Origin of the sequence: Novosphingobium sp. KACC 22771, from assembly GCF_028736195.1 — a bacterium.
GTDB lineage: Bacteria > Pseudomonadota > Alphaproteobacteria > Sphingomonadales > Sphingomonadaceae > Novosphingobium.
In genome coordinates this window covers 1,314,945-1,336,943 of record NZ_CP117881.1, presented here as the reverse complement: position 1 = coordinate 1,336,943, position 21,999 = coordinate 1,314,945, and the positions used below count along the sequence as shown (strand labels likewise).

General features: G+C 62.1%; 22 protein-coding genes and 1 tRNA gene. 9 read left to right on the top strand and 14 right to left on the bottom strand.

What is annotated here, in order from left to right; translation table 11 throughout:
- Positions 1-163: 163 nt before the first annotated feature.
- From PQ467_RS06095 to PQ467_RS06075, 5 genes are all read right to left on the bottom strand, one after another.
- Complete coding sequence (locus tag PQ467_RS06095; RefSeq protein ID WP_274175643.1) at positions 164-772, bottom strand: hypothetical protein; 609 nt, start codon at positions 770-772, stop codon at positions 164-166.
- Positions 773-873: 101 nt separating this feature from the next.
- Positions 874-1,047, bottom strand: coding sequence for a helix-turn-helix domain-containing protein (locus PQ467_RS06090; protein ID WP_274175642.1), 174 nt, complete (start codon positions 1,045-1,047; stop codon positions 874-876).
- A 175-nt stretch (positions 1,048-1,222) separates the two neighbouring features.
- Positions 1,223-2,122: a hypothetical protein gene (locus tag PQ467_RS06085; protein WP_274175641.1), complete on the bottom strand. Its 900-nt coding sequence runs from the start codon at positions 2,120-2,122 to the stop codon at positions 1,223-1,225.
- Positions 2,119-3,315 carry a tyrosine-type recombinase/integrase gene (locus PQ467_RS06080; protein ID WP_274175640.1) on the bottom strand — a complete coding sequence of 399 codons (1,197 nt, stop codon included), beginning with the start codon at positions 3,313-3,315 and terminating at the stop codon, positions 2,119-2,121. The genes PQ467_RS06085 and PQ467_RS06080 overlap by 4 nt, the downstream gene beginning before the upstream one ends.
- Before the next feature lie 164 nt (positions 3,316-3,479).
- A tRNA-Met gene (locus PQ467_RS06075) sits at positions 3,480-3,556 on the bottom strand.
- A 226-nt stretch (positions 3,557-3,782) separates the two neighbouring features.
- Here PQ467_RS06075 and PQ467_RS06070 point away from each other — a divergent pair.
- The gene (locus PQ467_RS06070; RefSeq protein ID WP_274175639.1) at positions 3,783-4,205 is read left to right on the top strand and encodes a sugar transporter; all 423 of its coding nucleotides are present in this window, start codon (positions 3,783-3,785) and stop codon (positions 4,203-4,205) included.
- On the opposite strand, the gene mltG is transcribed toward PQ467_RS06070, so the two are convergent.
- From mltG to aspS, 4 genes are all read right to left on the bottom strand, one after another.
- Positions 4,202-5,173, bottom strand: coding sequence for an endolytic transglycosylase MltG (mltG, locus tag PQ467_RS06065; protein ID WP_274175638.1), 972 nt, complete (start codon positions 5,171-5,173; stop codon positions 4,202-4,204). The two genes, PQ467_RS06070 and mltG, sit on opposite strands and share 4 nt — an antisense overlap.
- Before the next feature lie 132 nt (positions 5,174-5,305).
- Positions 5,306-6,568, bottom strand: a complete 1,263-nt coding sequence (gene fabF / locus PQ467_RS06060) for a beta-ketoacyl-ACP synthase II (protein ID WP_274175637.1) — start codon at positions 6,566-6,568, stop codon at positions 5,306-5,308.
- A 272-nt stretch (positions 6,569-6,840) separates the two neighbouring features.
- Positions 6,841-7,077, bottom strand: a complete 237-nt coding sequence (locus PQ467_RS06055; RefSeq protein ID WP_168603874.1) for an acyl carrier protein — start codon at positions 7,075-7,077, stop codon at positions 6,841-6,843.
- 412 nt (positions 7,078-7,489) lie between these two features.
- Positions 7,490-9,295 carry an aspartate--tRNA ligase gene (gene aspS / locus PQ467_RS06050; protein ID WP_274175636.1) on the bottom strand — a complete coding sequence of 602 codons (1,806 nt, stop codon included), beginning with the start codon at positions 9,293-9,295 and terminating at the stop codon, positions 7,490-7,492.
- A 236-nt stretch (positions 9,296-9,531) separates the two neighbouring features.
- Between aspS and rnd the strand changes: the two genes are divergently transcribed.
- Genes rnd through PQ467_RS06035 form a run of 3 tightly spaced genes read left to right on the top strand, consistent with a single transcriptional unit; the run spans position 9,532 to position 12,342 of the window.
- Positions 9,532-10,770 (top strand): ribonuclease D, encoded by a 1,239-nt coding sequence (gene rnd, locus PQ467_RS06045; protein WP_274175635.1) that lies wholly within the window; start codon positions 9,532-9,534, stop codon positions 10,768-10,770.
- Entirely contained in the window at positions 10,767-11,663 is an 897-nt protein-coding gene (locus tag PQ467_RS06040; protein WP_274175634.1) for a hydrogen peroxide-inducible genes activator, read from the top strand. The genes rnd and PQ467_RS06040 overlap by 4 nt, the downstream gene beginning before the upstream one ends.
- 46 nt (positions 11,664-11,709) lie before the next feature.
- Positions 11,710-12,342 carry a YitT family protein gene (locus tag PQ467_RS06035; RefSeq protein WP_274175633.1) on the top strand — a complete coding sequence of 211 codons (633 nt, stop codon included), beginning with the start codon at positions 11,710-11,712 and terminating at the stop codon, positions 12,340-12,342.
- Between the two features lie 225 nt (positions 12,343-12,567).
- Here PQ467_RS06035 and pgsA read toward each other — a convergent pair whose 3' ends face one another.
- Positions 12,568-13,161 (bottom strand): CDP-diacylglycerol--glycerol-3-phosphate 3-phosphatidyltransferase, encoded by a 594-nt coding sequence (gene pgsA / locus PQ467_RS06030; protein ID WP_274175632.1) that lies wholly within the window; start codon positions 13,159-13,161, stop codon positions 12,568-12,570.
- A gap of 237 nt (positions 13,162-13,398) precedes the next feature.
- Between pgsA and PQ467_RS06025 the strand changes: the two genes are divergently transcribed.
- Positions 13,399-14,760, top strand: coding sequence for an MFS transporter (locus PQ467_RS06025; RefSeq protein WP_274175631.1), 1,362 nt, complete (start codon positions 13,399-13,401; stop codon positions 14,758-14,760).
- 15 nt (positions 14,761-14,775) lie between these two features.
- Here the strand turns inward: PQ467_RS06025 and PQ467_RS06020 are convergent, their stop codons facing one another.
- Both PQ467_RS06020 and PQ467_RS06015 read right to left on the bottom strand, forming a co-directional pair.
- Positions 14,776-15,060 carry a hypothetical protein gene (locus PQ467_RS06020; RefSeq protein ID WP_274175630.1) on the bottom strand — a complete coding sequence of 95 codons (285 nt, stop codon included), beginning with the start codon at positions 15,058-15,060 and terminating at the stop codon, positions 14,776-14,778.
- A 113-nt stretch (positions 15,061-15,173) separates the two neighbouring features.
- The gene (locus tag PQ467_RS06015; protein WP_274175629.1) at positions 15,174-15,593 is read right to left on the bottom strand and encodes an EVE domain-containing protein; all 420 of its coding nucleotides are present in this window, start codon (positions 15,591-15,593) and stop codon (positions 15,174-15,176) included.
- A gap of 77 nt (positions 15,594-15,670) precedes the next feature.
- On the opposite strand from PQ467_RS06015, the gene PQ467_RS06010 reads away from it, so the two are divergent.
- Positions 15,671-16,606, top strand: coding sequence for an isopenicillin N synthase family dioxygenase (locus tag PQ467_RS06010; protein ID WP_274175628.1), 936 nt, complete (start codon positions 15,671-15,673; stop codon positions 16,604-16,606).
- Positions 16,607-16,697: 91 nt separating this feature from the next.
- Here PQ467_RS06010 and PQ467_RS06005 read toward each other — a convergent pair whose 3' ends face one another.
- The gene (locus PQ467_RS06005; RefSeq protein WP_274175627.1) at positions 16,698-17,546 is read right to left on the bottom strand and encodes a TorF family putative porin; all 849 of its coding nucleotides are present in this window, start codon (positions 17,544-17,546) and stop codon (positions 16,698-16,700) included.
- Between the two features lie 206 nt (positions 17,547-17,752).
- Between PQ467_RS06005 and PQ467_RS06000 the strand changes: the two genes are divergently transcribed.
- On the top strand, positions 17,753-18,721 hold the full coding sequence (locus PQ467_RS06000; protein WP_274175626.1) for a 2-hydroxyacid dehydrogenase: 969 nt from the start codon (positions 17,753-17,755) through the stop codon (positions 18,719-18,721).
- 229 nt (positions 18,722-18,950) lie between these two features.
- On the opposite strand, the gene recG is transcribed toward PQ467_RS06000, so the two are convergent.
- A complete protein-coding gene (gene recG, locus PQ467_RS05995; RefSeq protein WP_274175625.1) occupies positions 18,951-21,008 on the bottom strand; it encodes an ATP-dependent DNA helicase RecG in 2,058 nt (685 codons plus the stop codon).
- Positions 21,009-21,152: 144 nt separating this feature from the next.
- On the opposite strand from recG, the gene PQ467_RS05990 reads away from it, so the two are divergent.
- Entirely contained in the window at positions 21,153-21,539 is a 387-nt protein-coding gene (locus PQ467_RS05990) for a host attachment protein (protein ID WP_274175624.1), read from the top strand.
- A 73-nt stretch (positions 21,540-21,612) separates the two neighbouring features.
- Complete coding sequence (locus tag PQ467_RS05985; RefSeq protein WP_274175623.1) at positions 21,613-21,897, top strand: FAD assembly factor SdhE; 285 nt, start codon at positions 21,613-21,615, stop codon at positions 21,895-21,897.
- The last annotated feature ends 102 nt before the right edge of the window (positions 21,898-21,999 follow it).

Genomic DNA, 21,999 nt, shown 5'->3' with positions numbered 1-21,999 from the left:
CGGAATTGCGCCATGGCTGCCATGGGCCGAGGCCGCGCACTCGCGGCGCAGTCGCGAAAACCGCCGGAAAACAGGCATGCACCCGTGCGTGAGGTGTGTATCTGAATTGCTGGCTCGATGCGTAGCATCGCAGCCCTGTGACCTTGCCTTTTGGCGCTTCCGGTCAAGCATGGGCCAGCCTCCTTCCGCAAAGCCTGCAGGGTGGCGATAGGGTGTCGATGAGGTCGCGCGCGCGGGGGCGAATGGGCTCAACATCGCGCCCATTGGTCGATGCCCGTTGCTGCTCCGCCCATGCCGCGATCATGACCTTGGCGGCACGTTCAGCCAGGTCACTGTCGATTGACTCGGTTCCCTCTGGCAGGGAATAGAGATCCTGATCGCGCGCCCATGCCCGGATCGCAGCCTCTACGACCTCCTCCATCTTGCGGTGCAGGGCCTTCGCCTCGAACGGGTCGAGATGGGCGGTCGCTCCAATCGTGAGGACCAGACCGCCAAGGGGAAGCCAATAGTGGTCCACCTCCTGCCATGGCCCATCGATCCGGCAGGTGGATGTGTGGCCCCGGTAGATGTCGATGGGAGGGCGTTCGCCCCGCATCGAGCGGATGAGGAAGAAGCGAAGGGCGTCGCCGTCCTCGTCATCGGTGGTGATTCTGTCGAGCATGCGCGTGAGATAGCGGGCCTCGCGGGCATCGATCCAGGCGCGGTAGGTGACTTTGCCGTCACGACGCAAAAGGTCATACAGCCGGTCCACGGTCTTACGGGAAACGGGCATGGGGTATCCTTTCGTGAAAACACGATGGAAGGAGACAATGGTGTGGGGTACAGGCGCGGGGCTGCCAGCCGATCAGACTGAAGCCATGCCGCTGCTGCGGATCAGAGCGCCGTCCGGGTCTGCGCCAGCTTCTTGATCGATTCGGTGGTCAGCAGGGTGCGTCTGCCGATCTTGATGGCGACCAATCCACCGGACTTGATCAGGCCGTAAACAGAGGACCGACCGACGCCCAGCGCCTTGGCGGTTTCATTGATGGATAGGGCAAGCGGTTCCATGTGCATCTCCATGATTGCCGATTCGCGGCGGGAGATCGCTCAAGTTGCACACGGCTGCCGGTGTGTCGTCCAGCAATGGGAAGGCCGCAGAAAACCGCTGATGGCGCAGGTCACGGAAATAGCATGCTGCCCATCAAAAAAGCCGTTCGCGGGGATCAGAAAACAAAGGCACTGATCAACGCGCTTTGGCGGACGCAGCCCTTTCCAGATGCGTATAAATTTTTTCAGCAAACGGGGTCAGTTGATCCCGGCGCGGCACGTCCCCGCTCTCATCCGCATTGGCCTCGAACCACTCGGACAGCCAATCCTTGATAGTCTGTATGGCCGCCGCCCGGTCGCTCACGTCCAAGGCTTCTGGTCGAGGATCGCCAAGCAACGCAATGATCGCTTCCTCATAGCGGTATTTAGCGTTTCTGCCCGGCCCGCCCTTACGCTTCGGCCTGTCCACCGCCAGTATTTTGTCGACATCCTCGCGATGGAGATAGATATCGGCAGGAAGCGCCATCGCAGTCGGAAAGCGCATGACCAGACCCCGATCCTTCCCATGCTCGGAGAACAGGAAATAGCGCAGCCTGCCGAAGAACTGCCTGCGTTTGAGGGGAATACGCTTCCTGCGAAACCAGGAACGGTAATAGGCCTGAGGGCCGTCCACTTTCTGCAGGTGCACCAGCACAGCGTCAAACAGCGGATCAGATGCGTGAGGCAGCGCCAAGGGGCGATCCGGGGTGCTCAGGCCATACTGATAGGCCTGCCGCCAGAGCTGCGGCGCTACTGCCGCTGCCACCATGGCCACGGTAAGAAAGTAGAAAAGGTCGGTCGCACCGGTACGAACCGAGATCAGTAGGCCGATGAGGAACAGGACGGCCAGAAACCCGAACACGATGCTGATCACAAGAGCGAGGTTGTAATATCGTGAAGGTGCTGGCCTGATCCGGTCGAGAAAGGCAGCATTTGCGCTCAGTCCCTCGTCCAGATTGTCCGACCTGACCTTCGCCAGCACTTTCCAAAGCGGAATATCGTCAGCTTCATCCCCGTCTGCGAAGACCTTCCATCCTTCACCGGGGCTGCCTGTCATCTGTTTCCGCCCTCTCGCAATTCATCCAGATAATCGCTCCACCACTGCGCCATGGCAACCCGTTCCGTCCAATAGGCCGACTGGTTATAGATGCGGCGTATCTCACCGGAAACCATATGGGCCAAGGCACGCTCGATGGCATCGGGGTTCCACTTGCCGGACTCATTCAAAAGCGAAGACGCGGACGTGCGGAAACCGTGCGCGGTCATCTGATCTTTGGTGTACCCCATCCGCCGCAACGCAGCGGTGATGGTATTTTCTGAAATGGGCCGCGTACGGGTTCTGACGGATGGGAACACATATTTCCCTTTCCCAGTCAGCCCCTGCATCGCTTCGAGGATTGCCAGCGCCTGGCGCGAGAGAGGCACGGCATGAGGGTGGCGCATTTTCATTTTCGAGGCCGGAAGAGTCCATACGGCCTTGTCAAAATTGACCTCCGCCCATTCCATCTGCCTTAATTCACCAGGGCGCTGGAACACATGCGGCGTCAGTTTCAACGCATACATCACCGCCGGATCCCCGGAATAATCCTCGATGGCTCGCAGCAGGGCACCAAACTCCGCAACCTCGGTGATGGCTGCGAAATGTTTCACCTTTGGCTGGATTAGCGCGCCCAAAAGCATCTGGGCTGGATCGCGTTCGGCTCTTGCCGTGGCGGCGCCATAACGGAAAACCCGGCTCGCAAAGGAGCGCATCCGCTTCGCCGTCTCAAATTTTTCGCGGCGCTCCTGATGTTTCAACTCGTACAGCAACTCGGCAGGGTTAATCTCGGACACCGGCCTCCGCCTAAATTCGGTGCTGAATAAATTCAGCACCCAGCGATATTTTTCAAGCGTGCGAGGTGATACACCTTCCTTTTCCCGTTTCGCGATCAGTTCCTCGGCTACCTTTAAAAAGGTGGTCTCGGTACGCATCGTCGCTTCTATACGCGCCTGTCGCTTAGCGTAGTTGGGGTCAATTGCATGGGCGACTTGCCTCCGCGCAGCGTCGCGTGCCGCTCGTGCTTCGGCGAGCGTGATCTCGGGGTACGGTCCAATCGCCAGCTTACGCTCAACGCCGTCGATGCGGTATTTGACCCGCCATAGCTTGCTGCCCCTCGGATTGACCAAGAGGTAAAGCCCCTGCGAGTCTGAGACTTTATAGGGCTTATCCTTGGGTTTGGCGTTGCGGATCGCGGTATCGGTCAGCACCATTGGGGGCCTCGCTTCCACGGGGCCTTGAGAAGCCCCCTTGTTAGGCCCCCATCTTGCGCAATTAGAGGCAGATAAAGGCAATCACCGACGATCAGTGAATGGCTCAAAACTACCTGAATTTAGGGATTTTTTCAATCACCCGCGACCCTGCGCGGAGTGATTTATGGTAGCGGAGGAGGGACTCGAACCCCCGACACGCGGATTATGATTCCGCTGCTCTAACCTGCTGAGCTACTCCGCCCCAATGCCGGTAGCGACCATGTTGGTCACCTTTGCCCGGGGTAGGCGGCGCGAATAGCCACGCTTCGCCGATGCGTCAACAGCCCTTTGCATATTTTGTAATTTTTTTTGAAGGCTGCTCTATCGACCTCCGATCGCCCCTGCCCTGCGGCCGCGTTGCGGCGATGCGGATGCTTGCGCATAGCGGGGGCCTCTGTCACATTCGGGGCGTAACAGGGAGGCGACCCATGCCAAAAGCGGCCAAAAAGAAACGCATCATCGCCATCGCTCTCTTGCTGTGGAACACATTGGGCGTGGTCATGTGGGCGCTTCAATCAAGCACCAGCCCGGAAACGCTGGCACAGGGCGATGAGGTGCAGATCGAAGTGTGGCGGGCGATGCCGCTCTGGGCGTGGATTGCCTATGCGGTGGCCGCGTGGAGCGGCTTGATGGGAGCATTGGCGCTGCTGCTGGACCGCCGGGCGGCGGTTTGGCTGTTTGCCGCCTCGGTATTCGGCGTCGTGGCGCAATTCAGCTATGCGCTGGTGTTGTCGCCGCTGGTGCAGGCCAAAGGACCGGGCGTTGTCGCGTTTCCGGCGGTCATCCTCATCATCGCGCTGGGCTCGATGGTCTATGCGCATGTCGCGACCGAGCCAGGCGCCCCGGCCTAGATTTCCCCGCGCTGGCGACGGATGGCGAACCAGCGTTCGACATTCTTGTTGTGCTCTTCCAACGTGTTGGCAAAGGCGTGGCCCTTGGTCCCGTCGGCCACCATATAGAGCGCCTGCGTCTTGGCAGGATGCAGCACGGCATGGATCGAATCGCGCCCGGGATTGGTGATCGGCCCCTTGGGCAGACCGATCATCGAATAGGTGTTGTAATCATTCTTCGCGGCAATCTCGCTCTGCTTGATACGGCGGCCCAGCGGCTTGCCCTGCGTGATGGGGTAGATGATCGTCGGGTCGGCCTGAAGCATGATGTGCTGGCGCAGGCGGTTCGAATAGAGGCCCGCCACCATCGCGCGCTCCTCGGGCTTGCCGGTTTCCTTTTCGACGATGGAGGCCAGCGTCAGCGCCTCCTCGGGCGTCTTGGCCACCGTATCCGGACTGCGCCCGGCCCATTCTTCGGCCAGCACTTTGGTCATCGCCGCCTGCATCGTGGCCACCACCGAGGCGCGGGTGGCGCCCTTCTTGATATCATAGGTGTCGGGCAGGATGCTGCCCTCCCGAGGCGCGTCAACCGTGCCGATCAGGTCGGGATTGGCCAGCAGCTTTTCCTTGACCATGATCGAGGGCAGACCCTCGGCAATGGTGACGAAACGGCGCAGCACCTGATCGCCGGTGATGATGGCCAGAATCTGCTGCTCGCTGGCGCCCTTGGGCAGCAGGAATTCGCCCGCCTTGATCCCGCCCCCAGCCCGCATCAGCTTGGCATGGAAACGCAGCGCACGGGCCGAATAGATCGCGCCCTCGCGCTGAAGCTTGGCCGCCACCACGGTCAGGCCCGCACCATCAGGCACGGTAAAGGGCCGGTCCTGCGGCAATGGCCCCGCCCCGTACCAGCCATGCAGCAAGCTGGCCACCGGAGCGCCAATGGCCAGCGCGGCCACGCCAAGGACGATCAGGACGGGTTTCTTCATGGGCGTTTTGCGGCTCTTTCGGCTTGGTGCCAGATACAAATCAGGCGAGCCCCCAAAGGCGCCCGCCATTGCTTGTTCAACAGGTGGGGACGGGGGCGCCCGATGGCAAGCCCCCGTCCCTTCACACCCTGCTTAGTCTTCCAGAGCCTTCACAACAACGCTGGCATTGGTGCCGCCAAAGCCGAAGCTGTTGTTGAGGGCCGCGCGCACGCGGCGCTTCTTGGCCACGTGAGGCACCAGATCGACGCCCTCGGTGCCCTCATCGGGATTGTCCAGATTGAGCGTGGGGGGCACGATCTGGTCGCGGATGGCCAGAATGCAGAAGATGGTCTCCACCGCGCCCGCGCCACCCAGCAAGTGGCCGATGGCGCTCTTGGTCGAGGACATCGAGACATTGCTGATGGCATCGCCAAACAGGCGCTTGACCGAGGCCAGCTCAATCGTGTCAGCCATGGTCGAGGTGCCATGGGCGTTGACATAGTCGATGTCGGCCGGGGTCATGCCCGCCTTTTTCAGCGCCATTTCCATCGAACGGAACGCGCCAAAGCCTTCGGGATGCGGTGCTGTCACATGATAGGCATCGCCCGACAGGCCATAGCCGACCACTTCGGCGTAAATTTTCGCGCCGCGCGCCTTGGCATGCTCATATTCCTCCAGCACAACCACGCCCGCGCCCTCGCCCATGACGAAACCGTCGCGGTCCTTGTCATAGGGGCGGCTGGCCTGTTCGGGCCGGTCGTTATAGCTGCAATTGAGCGCCTTGGCCTGGGCGAAACCGGCAATGCCGATCGGGCAGACGGTCGATTCCGCGCCGCCCGCCAGCATGATGTCGGCATCATCGTCGCGGATCATGCGCGCGGCATCACCAATCGAATGGGCGCCGGTCGAGCAGGCCGTGACCACAGCATGGTTCGGACCCATCAGGCCATACTTGATCGAAACCTGACCCGAGATCAGGTTGATCAGGCGGCCATGGACGAAATGCGGCGAAACGCGGCCAGGGCCCTTGTTGGCCAGCACCAGCGACTCGCTCTCAATGCCCGGCAGACCGCCGATGCCGCTGCCGATCGAGCAACCCATGCGCAGGCGCATCTCTTCGGGCGCATCCACAAGCCCTGCGTCTTCCAACGCCTGACCCGCCGCATCAATGCCGAAAACGATAAAGGGATCGACCTGACGCTGGATCTTGTGATCGACGCGCTTGCTCGCATCAAAACCATATTCGTGGTCGGCCGGCTTCACCTCGCAAGCGATATGGCACTTTTGCGCCGACGCATCGAACTTGGTGATCTTGCCCGCGCCAGACTTGCCGGCAAGGATATTGGCCCAGGCGGTTTCCACGTCAGCGCCCAGCGGGGTGACCAGACCAAGCCCGGTGACGACAACACGACGCATTCTCGATTCTCCCTCTACCGCATCGGCAACCCGTACCGACCAGCCGTTGCGGCAACAAACAGCGACCCAACAAGCGCTTATTCTGGCCAAATGTCCAATAACAAGCAAGCCCGGCCCGATAATGCGGACCGGGCCTGATTATGACCCCAAAGGTCAACACCGATCAAAGGTTCAGGCCCGGGCCATTCCCCATGTCGGCGCAGGACCGGCGGGACGATGCCCCCCGCCTTTAAACAGGCGGGCGCATCAGCCCCACAGGCCCTTTGGCAAAATCAGCCCTTGTTCGCCTCGATAAAGGCGATGGCGTCATTGACCGTGGCAATCTTTTCGGCGGCATCGTCGGGGATTTCCACGCCGAATTCTTCTTCGAAAGCCATCACCAGTTCAACGATGTCGAGCGAGTCAGCGCCCAGATCGTCGATGAAGCTGGCGTCGGCGACGACCTTGTCTTCTTCAACGCCGAGGTGTTCGACAACGATCTTCTTAACCTGCGCCTCGATGGTGCTCATGATATTCCCCTTACGAAAAGCGGCGAAATTGTGAAACTCAATGCGCGCCCCTAATGGGTGGCGCGCAGACTGGCAAGCGGGATTGCACATCACAACCGTGTCAACCCTCATCCCGCCTCGATTGTCGCCCCGCCGGGCGGGTGTCAGCGTTGTTTTTTCATCCGCCGCGGAAATTGTCCGACGATGGAGGACCAGGTCCAGCTGGGCTCGACGGTTCGGCCGGTGGGGGATGAAATGAGGCGATTCGTGCATATTCGTCACGCCAGATCCTGTTTTTGAGGATCCCCCACGCTCTGTGGGCACGGAACGGGCCGCCCGGTCGCCCCAGGATTGGGTATAGGCGGAAAAAGAAGGACTGGCCGAACGCACCGCGCTCGACCAGTCCTTGCCTGAACCGTGATTTCGGGTTCAATCAGCCCTTGGGCTGTTCCACCACGCGGATGTGAAGCTCGCGCAATTGCTTCAGGCTGGCGGGAGCCGGCGCGTTCATCAACAGATCCTCGGCGCGCTGGTTCATCGGGAACAGCGTGATTTCGCGCAGGTTCTGCGCGCCGCAGATCAGCATGACGATGCGGTCCACACCCGCCGCCATGCCGCCATGCGGCGGCGCGCCATACTGGAACGCGCGATACATGCCGCCAAAGCGCTCTTCCACATCCTGCTTGCTCAGGCCCACGGTTTCAAACGCCTTGACCATCAGGTCCGGGTGCTGGTTACGGATCGAGCCCGAGGCGATTTCAAAGCCGTTGCAGACGAGGTCATACTGGAACGCCTTGATCGAGAGCGGATCGCGCCCATCGGTCAGCGCTTCAAGACCGCCCTGCGGCATCGAGAAGGGGTTGTGGGCAAAGTCGATGCTGCCCGGCTCCTCGCCTTCCTCAAAGAAGGGGAAGTCGACGATCCAGCACAGCTCGAACTTGTTCTCGTCGATCAGGCCCAGCAGCGTGCCGCAACGCGTGCGCGCAGCCCCTGCCAGCTTGGCGGCCTGATCGGGCTTGCCCGCGGCAAAGAACAGGCCATCGTCTGCCCCAAGGCCCAGTTCGGCATAGAGCTTTTCCATGCCTTCGGTGCCGTGGTTCTTGGCAATCGGGCCGCCAAATTCGCCGCCCTTGCGGGTGACATAGCCAAGCCCGGCATGGCCTTCGCTGCGCGCCCATTCGTTCATTTCGTCAAAGAACTTGCGGCTCTTGTCCGCCGTGTTCGGGGCCGGAATGGCGCGCACAACGCCGCCCGTGCCGACGATCTTTTCAAACAGGCCAAAGCCGCTGGTCGTAAAGTGATGCGACACGTCCGAGATCAGGATCGGGTTGCGCAGGTCGGGCTTGTCGCTGCCATAACGCAGGATCGCATCGTCATAGGCGATGCGCGGGAAACTGCCCGTGGGCGTCACGCTGCGGCCGTCGGCAAACTTTTCAAAGATGCCGCCGATCACCGGCTCCATCGTTTCCCAGACTTCTTCCTGCGTGACAAAGCTCATTTCGAGGTCAAGCTGATAGAATTCGCCCGGCAGACGATCCGCGCGCGGATCTTCGTCGCGGAAGCAGGGCGCGATCTGGAAATAGCGGTCGAAACCGGCCACCATCAGCAATTGCTTATACTGCTGCGGCGCCTGGGGCAGCGCGAAGAAGGTGCCGGGGTGGATACGGCTGGGCACGAGGAAGTCGCGCGCGCCTTCGGGCGAGGAAGCCGTCAGGATCGGCGTCGAATATTCGGTAAAGCCGATGTCTTCCATAGCGCGGCGCATCGAGGAGATGACCTTGGTGCGCTTCACGATATTGGCGTGCAGCGTTTCGCGGCGCAGGTCGAGGAAGCGGTACTTCAACCGGATTTCCTCGGGATATTCCTGCTCGCCCGCCACCGGCATCGGCAGTTCCTCGGCGCGGCTCAGCACGGTGGCTTCACGGGCGAACACCTCAATGCTGCCGGTCGGCAGGTTGGGGTTCACAGTGCCTTCGCTGCGCGCCTTGACCACACCGTTGATCGTGACGACGCTTTCCACGCGCAGGGATTCCAGCACCGGCAGGGCCGCCGAATCGCTGTCGGCCACGATCTGGGTGATGCCGTAATGATCGCGCAGGTCGACAAACAGCACCCCGCCATGGTCCCGCTTGCGGTGGACCCAGCCGGAGAGGCGGACATTCTGACCCACGGCATCCGCATTGAGCGCGCCGCAGGTATGCGAGCGATAGGGATGCGCCTGTGTGTTGGGCGAGGACATGACAACTCTTTCCATTCTTGCGCCAATCGGGCAGGGATAGGGGATTCCTGCCCATTGCTGGACAGGCTGATGCGCGGCTAACAGGCGATGGCCGCGCTTTTGTCAAGCCGACAGGGCCGCAGTCCGGCCCAAAACCGCCCGCCGATATGCGTTTTCATGCTGTCGGCAGGCTCCGGCCCGCATCCGGGCCAACCATCAAGCCGACCTCTATGGGTTGGCACATAGAAAAGAAACCGATGAAGATTCACAAGCTCATCACCACTTCCGACGCGCTGGCCGATCTTTGCAGCCGTCTGGCGAAATCGGAATTCGTCTGCGTCGATACCGAATTCATGCGCGAGAGCACTTATTGGCCCGAACTGTGTCTGATCCAGATCGCCGATGCCAATGAGGCCGCCGCCATCGACCCCAAGGCGCCCGACCTCGATCTGTCCCCGCTGCTCGACCTGCTGGTGGACAATGAGGAAGTGCTCAAGATCTTCCACGCGGGCGGGCAGGATGTGGAAATCATCTACAATCTGACCGGCAAGACCCCTCACCCGATCTTCGACACCCAGATCGCGATGATGGCGATCAGCCAGAGCGAGCAGATCGGCTATTCCAATCTGGTCGAAAGCTGGCTCGGTCTGGTGATCGACAAGGGCGCGCGGTTTACCGACTGGAGCCGTCGCCCCCTTACCGAGCGCCAGATCGAATATGCGATTGGCGATGTCACCCATCTTGCCAAGATCTTTCCCAAGATCCTGAAACGCCTGATCAAAACCGGGCGCGGGCAATGGCTGGACGCGGAAATGGAGCGCCTGGCCGACCCCGAAAATTACCGCAACGATGCCCAGAACGCCTGGCTGAGAATCAAGGCTGCCGGGCGTAATCCGGCGATGCTGGGCCGGTTGCGCGCGATTGCGGCATGGCGCGAATATGAGGCGCAGGACAAGAACATCCCGCGCGGCCGCATCGCCCGCGACGAAACGCTGGCCGACATTGCCAGCCACCCGCCCAAGACGCAGGCCGATCTGGCCAAGGTGCGCGGGCTGTCCACCGGATGGAAGGACAATGATATCGGCAAGCGCCTGATGCAGACGCTGGCCGATGCCCAGCCTTTGGCCGAGGCCGAAATGCCGCCCAAGGCCCCCCGCGGCGCGCCATTGGGCAAGGAAGGCGCACTGGTCGCCGACCTGCTCAAGCTGCTGCTGAAGATCCGCGCGCGAGAGATTGATGTCGCCGCCCGCCTGCTGGCGCGCAGCGACGATCTGGAACTGCTGGCCGCCGGTGTCCGCAAGGGTGTCAGCGTGCTCGAAGGCTGGCGCTTTGATGTGTTTGGCCGCGATGCGCTCGATCTGGTCGAGGGCAAGCTGGCCTTTGCCGTGGTCAACGGGCGGCTGAAAATGACCCATGTCGATGAATTGCATGGCGACATGCGGGAAGCCAATCCCGAAGCAGCCGCCATGGTACAGGAAGCGGGCGAGGAAGAATGAGCGTTTACCAGCCCACGCTCAAGCAGCTGCAATATCTCGTCGCGCTGCACGAGCACGGCCATTTCGGCCGCGCGGCCGAAGCGTGCTTTGTCTCGCAGTCAACGCTTTCGGCGGGTTTGCGCGATCTGGAAACGCTGCTGGGCGTGGTGCTGGTCGAACGGACGAAGCGCAATGTGCGCTTCACGCCGCTGGGCAATGCGGTGGTGGCCAAATCGCACCGGATTTTGCGCGAGGCCGAGGAATTGTCCGACCTCATCCATTCCTCGTCCCAGCCGCTTTCGGGCGAGGTGCGGATGAGCGTGATCCCCACGATTGCGCCTTTCCTCTTGCCGCGCATGTTGCCCAGGCTGCGACGCGAAAGGCCCAATCTCAAGCTCTTCCTGCGCGAGGAGCCGAGCGCGCAGGCCATCGAATCGCTCCACCACGGGCGGGCCGATTGCGTGCTGCTGGCCCTGCCCTTTCCCACCGGAGAGGTCGAGAAGGAGACCATCGAGCTGGACGCGCTCTTCGTCGCTTTCCCCAAGGACGACCCGCGCGATCCGCCCGCCGAGATCAGCCCCGATGTGATCGACGAACACCGCCTGCTGCTGCTTGAGGATGGCCATTGCCTGAAGGAGCATGCGCTGGCGGCCTGCAACCGGCCCGAATTGCGCGCTTCGGCCACGATGATCGGCACCTCGCTGCACACCCTGGTCCAGATGGTGGACAATGGGCTGGGCCTGACCATGCTGCCCGAAATGGCGCTGGATGCGGGGATCTTGAACGGGACGAATGTGGTGGCCCGCCCCCTGCGCTCGGACAGCGCCAACCGCGAAATCGCGCTGGTCTGGCGGCGGCAATCGCCGCGTTCGGAGGAATTCCGCATGTTGGCCGAGGAATTGCGCGCGGGGTGAGGCGCCTTGCGCGTAACGTAATATTCTGTCATGGGCGAGAAACATCATGACAGAGCCCCTTTCCGAATCCGCCGCCTCACCCACGGTGCCCCACACGCTTGTCGAAGACATTTTCGGCATCGCCAACGGCTGCCTGCTGATCGGCCTCGGACTCGACCTGTTGCACGAGGCGCGGCTGATCACCGGGGGCGTGGCAGGGATCGCGCTGCTGCTCTCCTATGTCCTGCCCTATCCGCCGGGCAGCCTGTTCACATGGATCAACCTGCCGATCTTCGCGCTGTTCTGGCGGCGGCTGGGCACGCCCTATATCCTGCGCACCACGATCGCCACGCTGTCCATCATGGCGCTGGTCGATGTGGTGGCGGCCAATCTGGTCATTGCGCGCATCAGCATGCCCATGGCCGCCATCGTGGGCGGCACCGCACTGGGCATCGGCATCCTGGCCGTCACGCGCCATGCCACGGGCGTGGGCGGGCTGGCGGTCATCGCCCGCTGGCTGTCGCAATGGAAAGGCTGGCATTTCGGGGCGATCTGCATGGCCATAGACGCGGTGATCGTCTCAAGCGCCTTCGCCGTGCTGGGCTTTGAGCGCGGCTTCTGGTCGCTGGTGGCGGCGTTGGTGATGAACGGCGTGGTGTTGGTCTGGCACAGGCCGGATCGGTATCGCAGCGAGGTTTGATTGGGGGTATTTATGCCTCCGGCGGGCAAAGGGACTCGTCCCTTTGCAATCCCATTATGGGGTTGTGCTGGACTGGCAAACAAGGCGCTATCCGCGAAGCGGTTTAATAGCCTGCGGCGCGGCCATGTAGCGCAAGGGTGAAAAGACAGCGCAACATGGACATTAATGGGATTGTTAAGGGCCCCCGCCCATAACCCGCCGGAGGCAAACCTAAACCTCCCAACCTCAATCCATATGCTTCAATCCGACCCGCAAATAATCCCACCCGGTAATCATCGTCAGGACTGCGGCGGCCCAGAGCGTGGTGAGGCCCACCGTATGGGGCAGATTGACGACATAGCCGCCCACATCGACCAGCCACCACGGCATCGCCCGGCCCAGGATCAGCGCGCCGAGGCACAGGATCTGGAAGGTGGTTTTCCATTTGGCCAGTTTTGACACCGGCACCGACACCTGAATCCCGCCAAGAAATTCGCGCAGGCCCGACACCGCAATTTCGCGCAGCAGGATGATGAGGCCCGCGATCACATGCAACTCGCCGACATAGGGTCCGGTCAATACGCCCTTGGCCGTCAGCACCAGGATGACGGCGGCCACCATGATCTTGTCGGCGATGGGGTCGAGAAAGATGCCCAGCTTGCTGACCGCCCCCTGTGCGCGGGCAAGGTAACCGTCAAAATAGTCGGTGATGCCCATCAGCGAGTAAACGCCGAAGGCCAGCGCATAACCTGCGGTCCATTCAGGCCACCACAGCAACCAGACCAGCACAGGCACGGTGACGATTCGGGACAGGGTGAGCAGGTTGGGCAAAGTGAGCATGACCGAATCGCCATAGCCGCTAACCGCAACGCAAAAAAGACATGGCAACAGAGGATGTACCGTTTCCTTTGGCCCCACCCCTACAGCGTAGCCTTTGTGCCGGTTTGCGGCGGCAAAAACACCGCTCGTCAACGCTGCTCGCCCATCGGTCGAATTTTACGCGCCTTTTATGACCCCTCTTGCCCCATCCGTGTGTTTCGCTAGGACAGCGCGCACAACAAGGATCGACAACACAGCATGACGACATCCACCCACCTGTTGCATCGGCGGCGCTTTCTGCCTCTGTTCGCAACGCAATTGCTGGGCGCGTTCAACGACAATCTCTACAAGAATGCGGCGGTGTTCTTTGTGGTTTACGGCGTGTTCAACTCGGAAAAATCCGAAGCGATTTTCTCGGCGGTGGCCTCGGCGCTGTTCATCGTGCCGTTCTTTGTGCTCTCGGCGCTGGCCGGACAACTGGCCGATATGCGCGACAAGGCGCAGATCATCCGCTGGGTCAAACTGGCCGAAATCGGGATCATGATCGCGGGCGGCGCAGGGTTGGTCATCGCCTGGCAGGCCAAGCATGGGGTGCTTGAACCGTGGCAGGACATGCTGCTGATGCCGGTCGCGATGCCACTGATTTTGCTGGCTTTGCTGGGCATGGGCATCCATTCGACCTTTTTCGGCCCGATCAAATATGCGATCCTGCCCCAGCATCTCAAGGCGGAGGAAGTGCTGGCGGGCACCGGCCTTGTGGAGGCGGGGACGTATATCGCGATTCTGGCGGGCACGATTCTGGCCGGTTTCATTCCCGTCGAGTGGGCGGCGGCGGGCGTGTTCGTTACGGCTCTTGTGGGCTATGGCACCTGTCTTTCCGTGCCCCCCGCTCCGCCGCAGGAAGCGGCCCAGTCGCTCGATTTCCACATCCTGCGTGCCTCGGTGCAATTGGTGAAGAACACGATGCATGACCGCCGCGTGTTCCTTGCCATCGCCTCGATCAGCTTTTTCTGGACCGTGGGCGCGGTGCTGTTCATCGAATTCCCGCTGCTGGCCAAGCGCGTGCTGTGCGCCAGCAAGGAAGTGGCCAGCCTGTTCCTCGTGATCTTTTCGATCGGCGTGGCGCTGGGTTCGGTGTCGATCAACGCGCTGCTCAAGGGCAAGGTCTCGGCGCGCTATTCGCCGCCCTCGGTGCTGGTGATGGCGCTGTTCGTGGTGGCGTTTCAGCAGGTCTGCACCCGCTTTCCCGCCACGGTCGATGGCCATCTGATGAGCATCGGCGAATTCCTGCACCATCCGCTCACGCCGCTGCTGCTGGCCACGCTGGGCGGGATCGCGGTGGCGGGCGGTATGTTCGTCGTGCCGCTCTATGCCTTCCTGACCACCATCGTCGACAAATCGCAGACCGCGCGCACGATTGCGGCCAACAATGTTGTCAATTCGGGCGCCATGGTGGTGGGCGCGGCCATTGCCGTGGGGCTTGGCGCGGCGGGTGTCGAGATTGTCGATCTGGTGCTGATTTCGGCGGCCATGTGCCTGATTTCGGCCTGGCTGGCGGTGCTGCTGGTCCGCGCCGAGCGTGAGGCGGAAATCAACGGCGGGCCCCGCCCTTTCGCCTGATGCATGGCCTCTCGCTCAGGCGATGAAGGCCATCACCGCGACAAAGCAGGCGCAATAGGCCAGCAGGAACTCGCGCAGGTTCTGCATGGTCAGGCCCCGACGCCAATGGCGCGCCCGCGCCACCACCAGATGCGGCGCGGCCTGCGCATGACGCTTGAGCCAGTCGGCCGCCAAGGCCTTGTGCGCCTGCGCTTCATGCCCGGGCGAGGCAACCGGCCGGTCCACCCGCACATGGGGCGGCAGCGTTTGCCGAAAAGGATGATGGGCGCTCTCGTCACCCAGAACCAGTGAACGTCTCATGGCGATGGGTTTAAGAATTTGTTCACCATTACGAAAGCGTACCGCAATGGTTAACCCGTCCCCATTTGGGACGGCATCGCCCTGCCCCAGATCGGGACAGGACGCAACGGCGCTCAAGCCTCTGAAAGACCTATGATATAGTCCCATTCCTCTGGCGTGATCGCGCTGATCGACAGGCGCGAGAGGCGCAGCATTTCGATCTCGGCCAGCGCGGGATCGGCCTTGACCTGCTTGAGCGTCACCGGGCGCCTGAGCCTGCGCACGGGCTTCACCTTTACGCATGCCCAGCGCCCCGTTTCGTCTGAAGGATCGGTCAGGCCCGTCTGGCTGATCTCCATGATCCCGACAATTTCCAGCCCGATGTTCGAATGATAAAAGAACGCCAGATCGCCCGGCTGCATCGCGCGCATATTGTTGGCCGCGCGATGGTTGCGCACCCCGTCCCACGTCCCCTCGCCTTCCCTGACCAGATCATCATAGGAATAAGCATCCGGTTCCGACTTCATCAGCCAATAGGATTTGATTTTGGTCATGCGTCCTCGTCTCGGATCGCCTAAAGAGGCTTCATGGATGGCGCGAGCTTAGCGCCTGTTGCAACACGGAACCACCCATGGATCTTGCCAAACTTCCCGTACTTTCGCTTTCCGATGCCCCGGCCGATTTTGCCCGCGCGATTGGCGCTTCCTTTCGTGAATATGGCTTTGCGCTGGTCAAGGACCATGGCATCGATTCTGCACTGATTGATCAGGCATGGGACCTGACCGCGCAATTCTTCGCGCTGAGCGAGGAGGAAAAGCGCAAGTATTTTATTCCCGGCATTTATGGCGCGCGCGGCTACACGCCCTTCAAGACCGAGATTGCCAAGGGTGCCAAGGCGCATGACCTCAAGGAATTCTGGCATGTCGGGCGCGATCTGCCCGAAGGTTCGCCGCTGGCCAGCAGCATGCCGCCCAATGTCTGGCCCGATTCGCCCGCAGGTTTTCAGGACGTCTTTACCCGCCTCTATGCCGAATTTGACAAGGTCGGCGCGACGATCCTCTCGCGCATCGCCCTGCATCTGGGGCTGGATGAAGGTTGGTTCGATCCGGCTATCGAGGACGGCAATTCGGTGATGCGCCTGCTGCATTACCCCCCGGTGACCGACGCCGAGGGCGGGGCGATTCGCGCGGGCGCGCATGAAGACATCAACCTCATCACCCTATTGCTGGGCGCGCAGGAGGCCGGGCTTGAACTGCTGACCAAGGATGGCCGCTGGGTCGGCGTGGCCCCGCCCGAAGGCACGATCGTCATCAACATCGGCGATATGCTCCAGCGCCTGACCAACCACGTCCTGCCCAGCACGACGCATCGCGTGCGCAACCCCGATGCCGAGCGGGCCGCGCACAGCCGCTATTCGATGCCCTTCTTCCTGCATCTGCGCAGCGATTTTCCGTTCAAGACGCTGGAACAGTGCATCACGGAGGAAAACCCGGACCGCTATCCAGTCTCGATCACGGCGGACGATTACCTGCAGGAACGCCTGCGCGAAATCGGCCTCAAAAAATAAGAAAAGCGCGGGAGAGGCCATCCCTCTCCCGCGCTTGTCATCCTGATTTTGGGCCGCCAGCCCTCACGCAGGCGACCCAAAGGTCAGATCATCAGAACGACACCGTCGCCGAGAACACAGCCGTGCTGCCAGCAATGCTGGCGCCCTTCAGGCGGCCATTCTGAACCGAGAAGTTGGGCTGGAGATAAGCAGCCTTGGCGGTCGAGATGTCGGTATCAACCCAGGACACGCCGAAAGTGAAGGGGCCGACCGGATATTCGCCGCCGACCTGCCAGTCGAAATACGAACCCGTGGGCGCAACCGAGGTGCCGTTCGGGCCAAGGCCGGGGTTACCCTTCGAGTAACCAAGGTGGCCCTTGAGCTTCAGCTTGGTCGAGGGGATGACATAGGACGTGTCGCCCCACAGATACAGGTTATCATAGGCCTGACCATAGCTGTAGGTGGTGTTCGAATAGTTGCCCAAAGCCTTCTGCTTGGGCGCATAGGCAACACCGGCCAGATAGCTGACCGGACCGGCAGCGCCCGAGGCCTTGAGATAGAGTTCGGCAAAGTCGGTCTTGGCCGCGCCATCGGGATACATGTACCAGGTCAGACCACCGTCAAGAGTGACCGGGCCAACCGCCTTGGCATAGCCGCCGATGAGGTCGAATTCCAGGTTCGGGCCGCCGAACGTGCCCCAACCGGCCAGGTTCGAGCTGAACACGCTGCCGTAAAAGCCGCTCTTGTGGGTCACGGTCACGCCGGCCTGAAGCGTCTTGCCGCGGTCGGTCTGCGAAACGCCGCGCAGACGATAGTCGCTGAGAACCGAAACGCTGCCCGTGACGGTGAATTCCTTGGGAGCGGCAGGCGCGGCGTCTTCAGCCTTGGCCACCTGAGCGCTGAGCGCCAGAGCCATACCGGCAAGACCAGCCAGCGCGCGGAAATTCTTTTGTGCCTTCATTTTGTGGACTCCACCCTGAACAAGAGATGTCGTCCCGCCTGCAATCGCAACCGAAGCCATCCTGACGTTGAAATCGTCTTTGGGTTTCGTGTCCGATGGGCGGTGATTAGCGTATCAATATTCCATTTTCAACGATAAAACGAAATTTCATGCTGCATTCGCGAAACAGGCGTGGCAAAAATAGCACCATTTACATTGGAAACCCCATGATTCCGCCTGAAATTCTGATCACCGCTCCGATGCTGCCAACCGTCATTTCGCAATTGGGAGAGCGCTTCAAAACCCACCATCTGTGGCAGGCTTCGGACAAAACGGCCTTTCTGCACGAAATCGGGCCACGCGTTCGCGGCGTGGCAACATCGACGCTGTATGGCCGGGTGGGCGAGGATCTGTTGGCCCATCTGCCGGCCGCGGAAATCATCGCCAGCTTTGGCGTGGGCTATGACAATATCGATGTCGATGCGGCGCTGGCTCGCAGGGTTGTCGTCACCAACACGCCGGGCGTGCTGACCGAGGAAACCGCCGATCTGGCGCTCGGGCTGCTGCTGGCCACGATTCGCCAGATCCCCGCCGCCGAACGCCATTTGCGCGCGGGCGAATGGCTCAACCGCTCCTTCCCGCTTTCCACTTCGCTGCGCGGGCGGCGCGTGGGCATTCTGGGCCTTGGCGACATCGGCAAGGCGGTGGCGCGCCGACTCGAAGGTTTCGCGGTCGAGATCGCCTATTGCGGGCGTCGCCCTCAAAACGTGCCCTATGCCTATTACCCTACGCCGCTCGCGCTGGCCGAGGCGGTCGATGTGCTGATCGTGCTGATCCCCGGCGGGGCGGCCACGCGCCATACCGTCAATGCCGAAGTGCTCGACGCGCTGGGGCCGAATGGGATTCTCGTCAACGTCGCGCGCGGCAGCGTGGTGGATACGCAGGCCCTGATCGCCGCGCTGCGTGAGGGGAAAATCCTGACCGCAGGCCTCGACGTGTTCGAGGATGAACCGCGCGTGCCTGCCGAATTGCTCGGCATTCCCGGACTTGTGCTGCTGCCCCATATCGGATCGGCATCGGTTTCCACGCGGGCCGCCATGGGGCAATTGGTGGTGGATAATCTGGTGAGCTGGTTTTCGGGCAAGGGGGCGATCACGCCGGTGGCGGAGGTTTTGGGGATTTTGCCGGAGGTTTGATTTTTGCCTCCGGCGGGCAAAGGGACTGGTCCCTTTGCAATCCCGTTACTGGGGTGGCGTAAGGGATCGCACGAAGCGCAAAATTGCAACATTTGAATTTGAAAGCCTGCGGCGCCAAGCAGCGTAACTTCGCCGCGCCGCAGGCTTTATCAACCCACCCAGCCAACAATACACAACCCCATTACCGGGATTGTTAAGGGCCCCCGCCCTTAACCCGCCGGAGGCAAAACTACCCTCCCCTTAACAACTGCACCCCCCAATCCCGCTCGAACAAGTACAACAACACCCGCGCCGCCGCCCCTCGCTCGCCGGTCAGCCCGCCATCGCGCTCGATCAGCAACCGCGCATCGTCATGCGCCATCGGCAAAAGCCGCGTGATCTGATCCAAAGACGCCACGCGAAAAGGCGTATCCCCCGACTGCCGCGTGCCGAGCAATTCGCCCCCGCCGCGCAGACGCAGGTCCTCCTCGGCCAGCCGGAAGCCATCCTGCGTTTCACGCATCAGCGCCAGTCGCTCGCGCGACACTTCGCTCAACGTCTCGCCGCGCAGGAGCAGGCAGGTCGATTTCTCGCTGCCCCGGCCCACGCGCCCGCGCAACTGATGCAATTGGGCAAGGCCGAAACGCTCGGCCTGCTCGATCACCATCAGCGTGGCATTGGGCACGTCCACGCCCACCTCAATCACCGTGGTCGCCACCAGCAATTTGGCCTGCCCGCTGGCGAAACGCTCCATCGCGGCGTCTTTCTGCTCGGGCTTCATCTGGCCATGGACCAGCACGGCATCCTCGCCAAAGCGCAGCGAGAGCATCTCGTGGCGCTCCTCGGCGGCGGCAAGGTCGGCCACCTCGCTCTCGCGCACCATCGGGCAGACCCAATAGGCCTGCTGCCCGGTGGCAAAATGACGGGCCAGCGCCTCGACCACATCGCCCAGTCGCTCCTGCGCCACCACGCGCGTGTCGATCGCCTGACGCCCCGGCGGCAACTCGTCGAGGCGGCTGACATCCATCTCGCCATATTGCGCCAGCGTCAGCGTGCGCGGGATGGGCGTCGCGGTCATGGCGAGGCAATGCGTCCCCTTGCCCTTTTGCGTCAGCATCAGCCGCTGGCCCACGCCAAAGCGGTGCTGCTCGTCGATCACCACAAGGCCAAGGTTGCGATACACCACCGCGTCCTGAAAGATCGCATGGGTGCCGATCACGATGTCGATGCTGCCATCCATCAGGCCCATCAGGATCGATTCGCGCGCGCGGCCCTTGTCGCGCCCGGTATAGAGCGCGATGTTGACGCCCGTGGGCGCGGCCATCCGGCGCAAGGTCTCAAAATGCTGGCGCGCAAGGATTTCGGTCGGGGCCAGCAGCGCCCCCTGCGCCCCGGCCTCCACCGCGATCAGCAGGCTTTCGAGCGCCACCACCGTCTTGCCGCTGCCGACATCGCCCTGAAGCAGGCGCAGCATCGGCGCGGCCTGCGCCAGATCGCCCTCGATCTCGGCAATCGCGCGGGCCTGCGCGCCCGTCAGCGCAAAGGGCAGTTTCAACGCCCCGCGCAGCCGCCCGTCCCCGCGCAGCGCCTGCCCCTGCGTCCGGCGATTGCCCGCCCGCACCAGCAGCAGTGCCAAAGAATTGGCCAGCAATTCGTCATAGGCCAGCCGGTCGCGTGCCTCTTTATGTTCATCGCGATGAGCCAGCGTCAAAGCCTCGCGCCACACCGGCCATCCCATGCGGTCCACCACGCCCGGCTCGCACCATTCGGGCAGGTCCGGCGCATGTTTGAGCGCCTGCTGCACCAATGCGGCCATCCGCCCCTGCGTCAGCCCTTCGGACAAAGGATAGATCGCCTCCGCCAATTGCCCCAGCATGGCGGCCCCTTCGGGGTTCACATGGTCGGGGTGGACGATCTGCAAATTCTGGCCGAACTGGTCCAGCCGCCCGGCCACCCAGCGCTTCTCGCCCAGCGGCAACTGCTTCTTGGCCCAGCCCGCATTGCGCCCGAAATAGGCCAGCGTGCAAAGGTTGCCCTTCGCATCCTCGGCCAGCACGCGAAACGGCGCCTTGGGCGATGGCCCGCCGCGATATTCCACCGGGGTCAGCGCGATCACCACCTGCTCGCCGATGCTGCCCTCGTCCAGATCGGCAATCGCGCGGCGATGCACGAAACGGTCGGGCAGGTGATAAATGAAATCCCTGATCCGTTTCAGCCCCAGCTTGTCCAGCGGGCGAGCCAGACCCGGCCCCACACCTTTGAGGCCACTGGCCTCGGCAAACAGCGGATTGAGCAAATCGGGACGCATGGACAGGCTATTAGCGCATGGAACAAAAGGTGCCACTCCCGAATCTTTGTGGCCCGCAATTTGACCTCGCGCATGGAATGGAGCGCGCAATCGGCGTCATGTCCCATCCCCGGCCGACAACACCGGGAGGATATGGAGACAAAGATGCTTCTGCCCCATGGCACCGTGATCGCCGTGATCGACGCCCGCAATTTCCGCCTGTTCCGCAACACGGGCGATGAGGCCAACCCGGAACTGGCCGAGGCCGATGCGCCGCGTCTGGACACGCATAATCATTCGGGCGGCAGCCATCACGGTTCGGCCGTCACCATGGCCCATGATGCCCATGCCACCGCCGCCGTCGAATGGCTGGCGCAGGAGGTGCAGGGCCACCGGATCGCGCATCTGGTGGTGATCGCCGCCCCGCGCAGCCTTGGCGAATTGCGCAAGGCCTATACCAAGGCCCTTGAGGCCGCGCTGCTGGGCGAATTGGCCAAGGATCTGGGCGAGGCCAAAGCACCCGAGATCCTCGCGCATCTGCGCGGGCGATAAGGCACCAAAAGGCAGGCGGCGCGGGCCGCATCAATCATTGATCTGCGGCCCGCGCTGGCCTAACCGAGGCCCCATGACCGACTCTATTGACCAAGCCCATCAGGACCGCCTGAAGCGCCTGCAATATCGCGCATGGCATCGCGGCACGCGTGAGGCCGATTACATGATCGGCGGCTTCTTCGACGCCTTCCATGCCGATTGGAGCGAGGAAGAGCTCGTCTGGTTCGAAAAGCTGATCGACGAGGAAGACGTTGACATTCTGGGCTGGGCGCTCGGCTCGCTTTCGACCCCGGCCGAATATGAAGGGCCGATGATGGTGGCGCTCAAAAAGCTGGATTACGTCGATATTCCGCGTTGATGGCCGGATGAAAGGACGGAGCGCCCCCATCCCTTCCCTTTCATCCCTCTTCATTCTCCCCTAAAGCCCGGGCAACCCACGCCCCCGCCCACCGAATCGGTG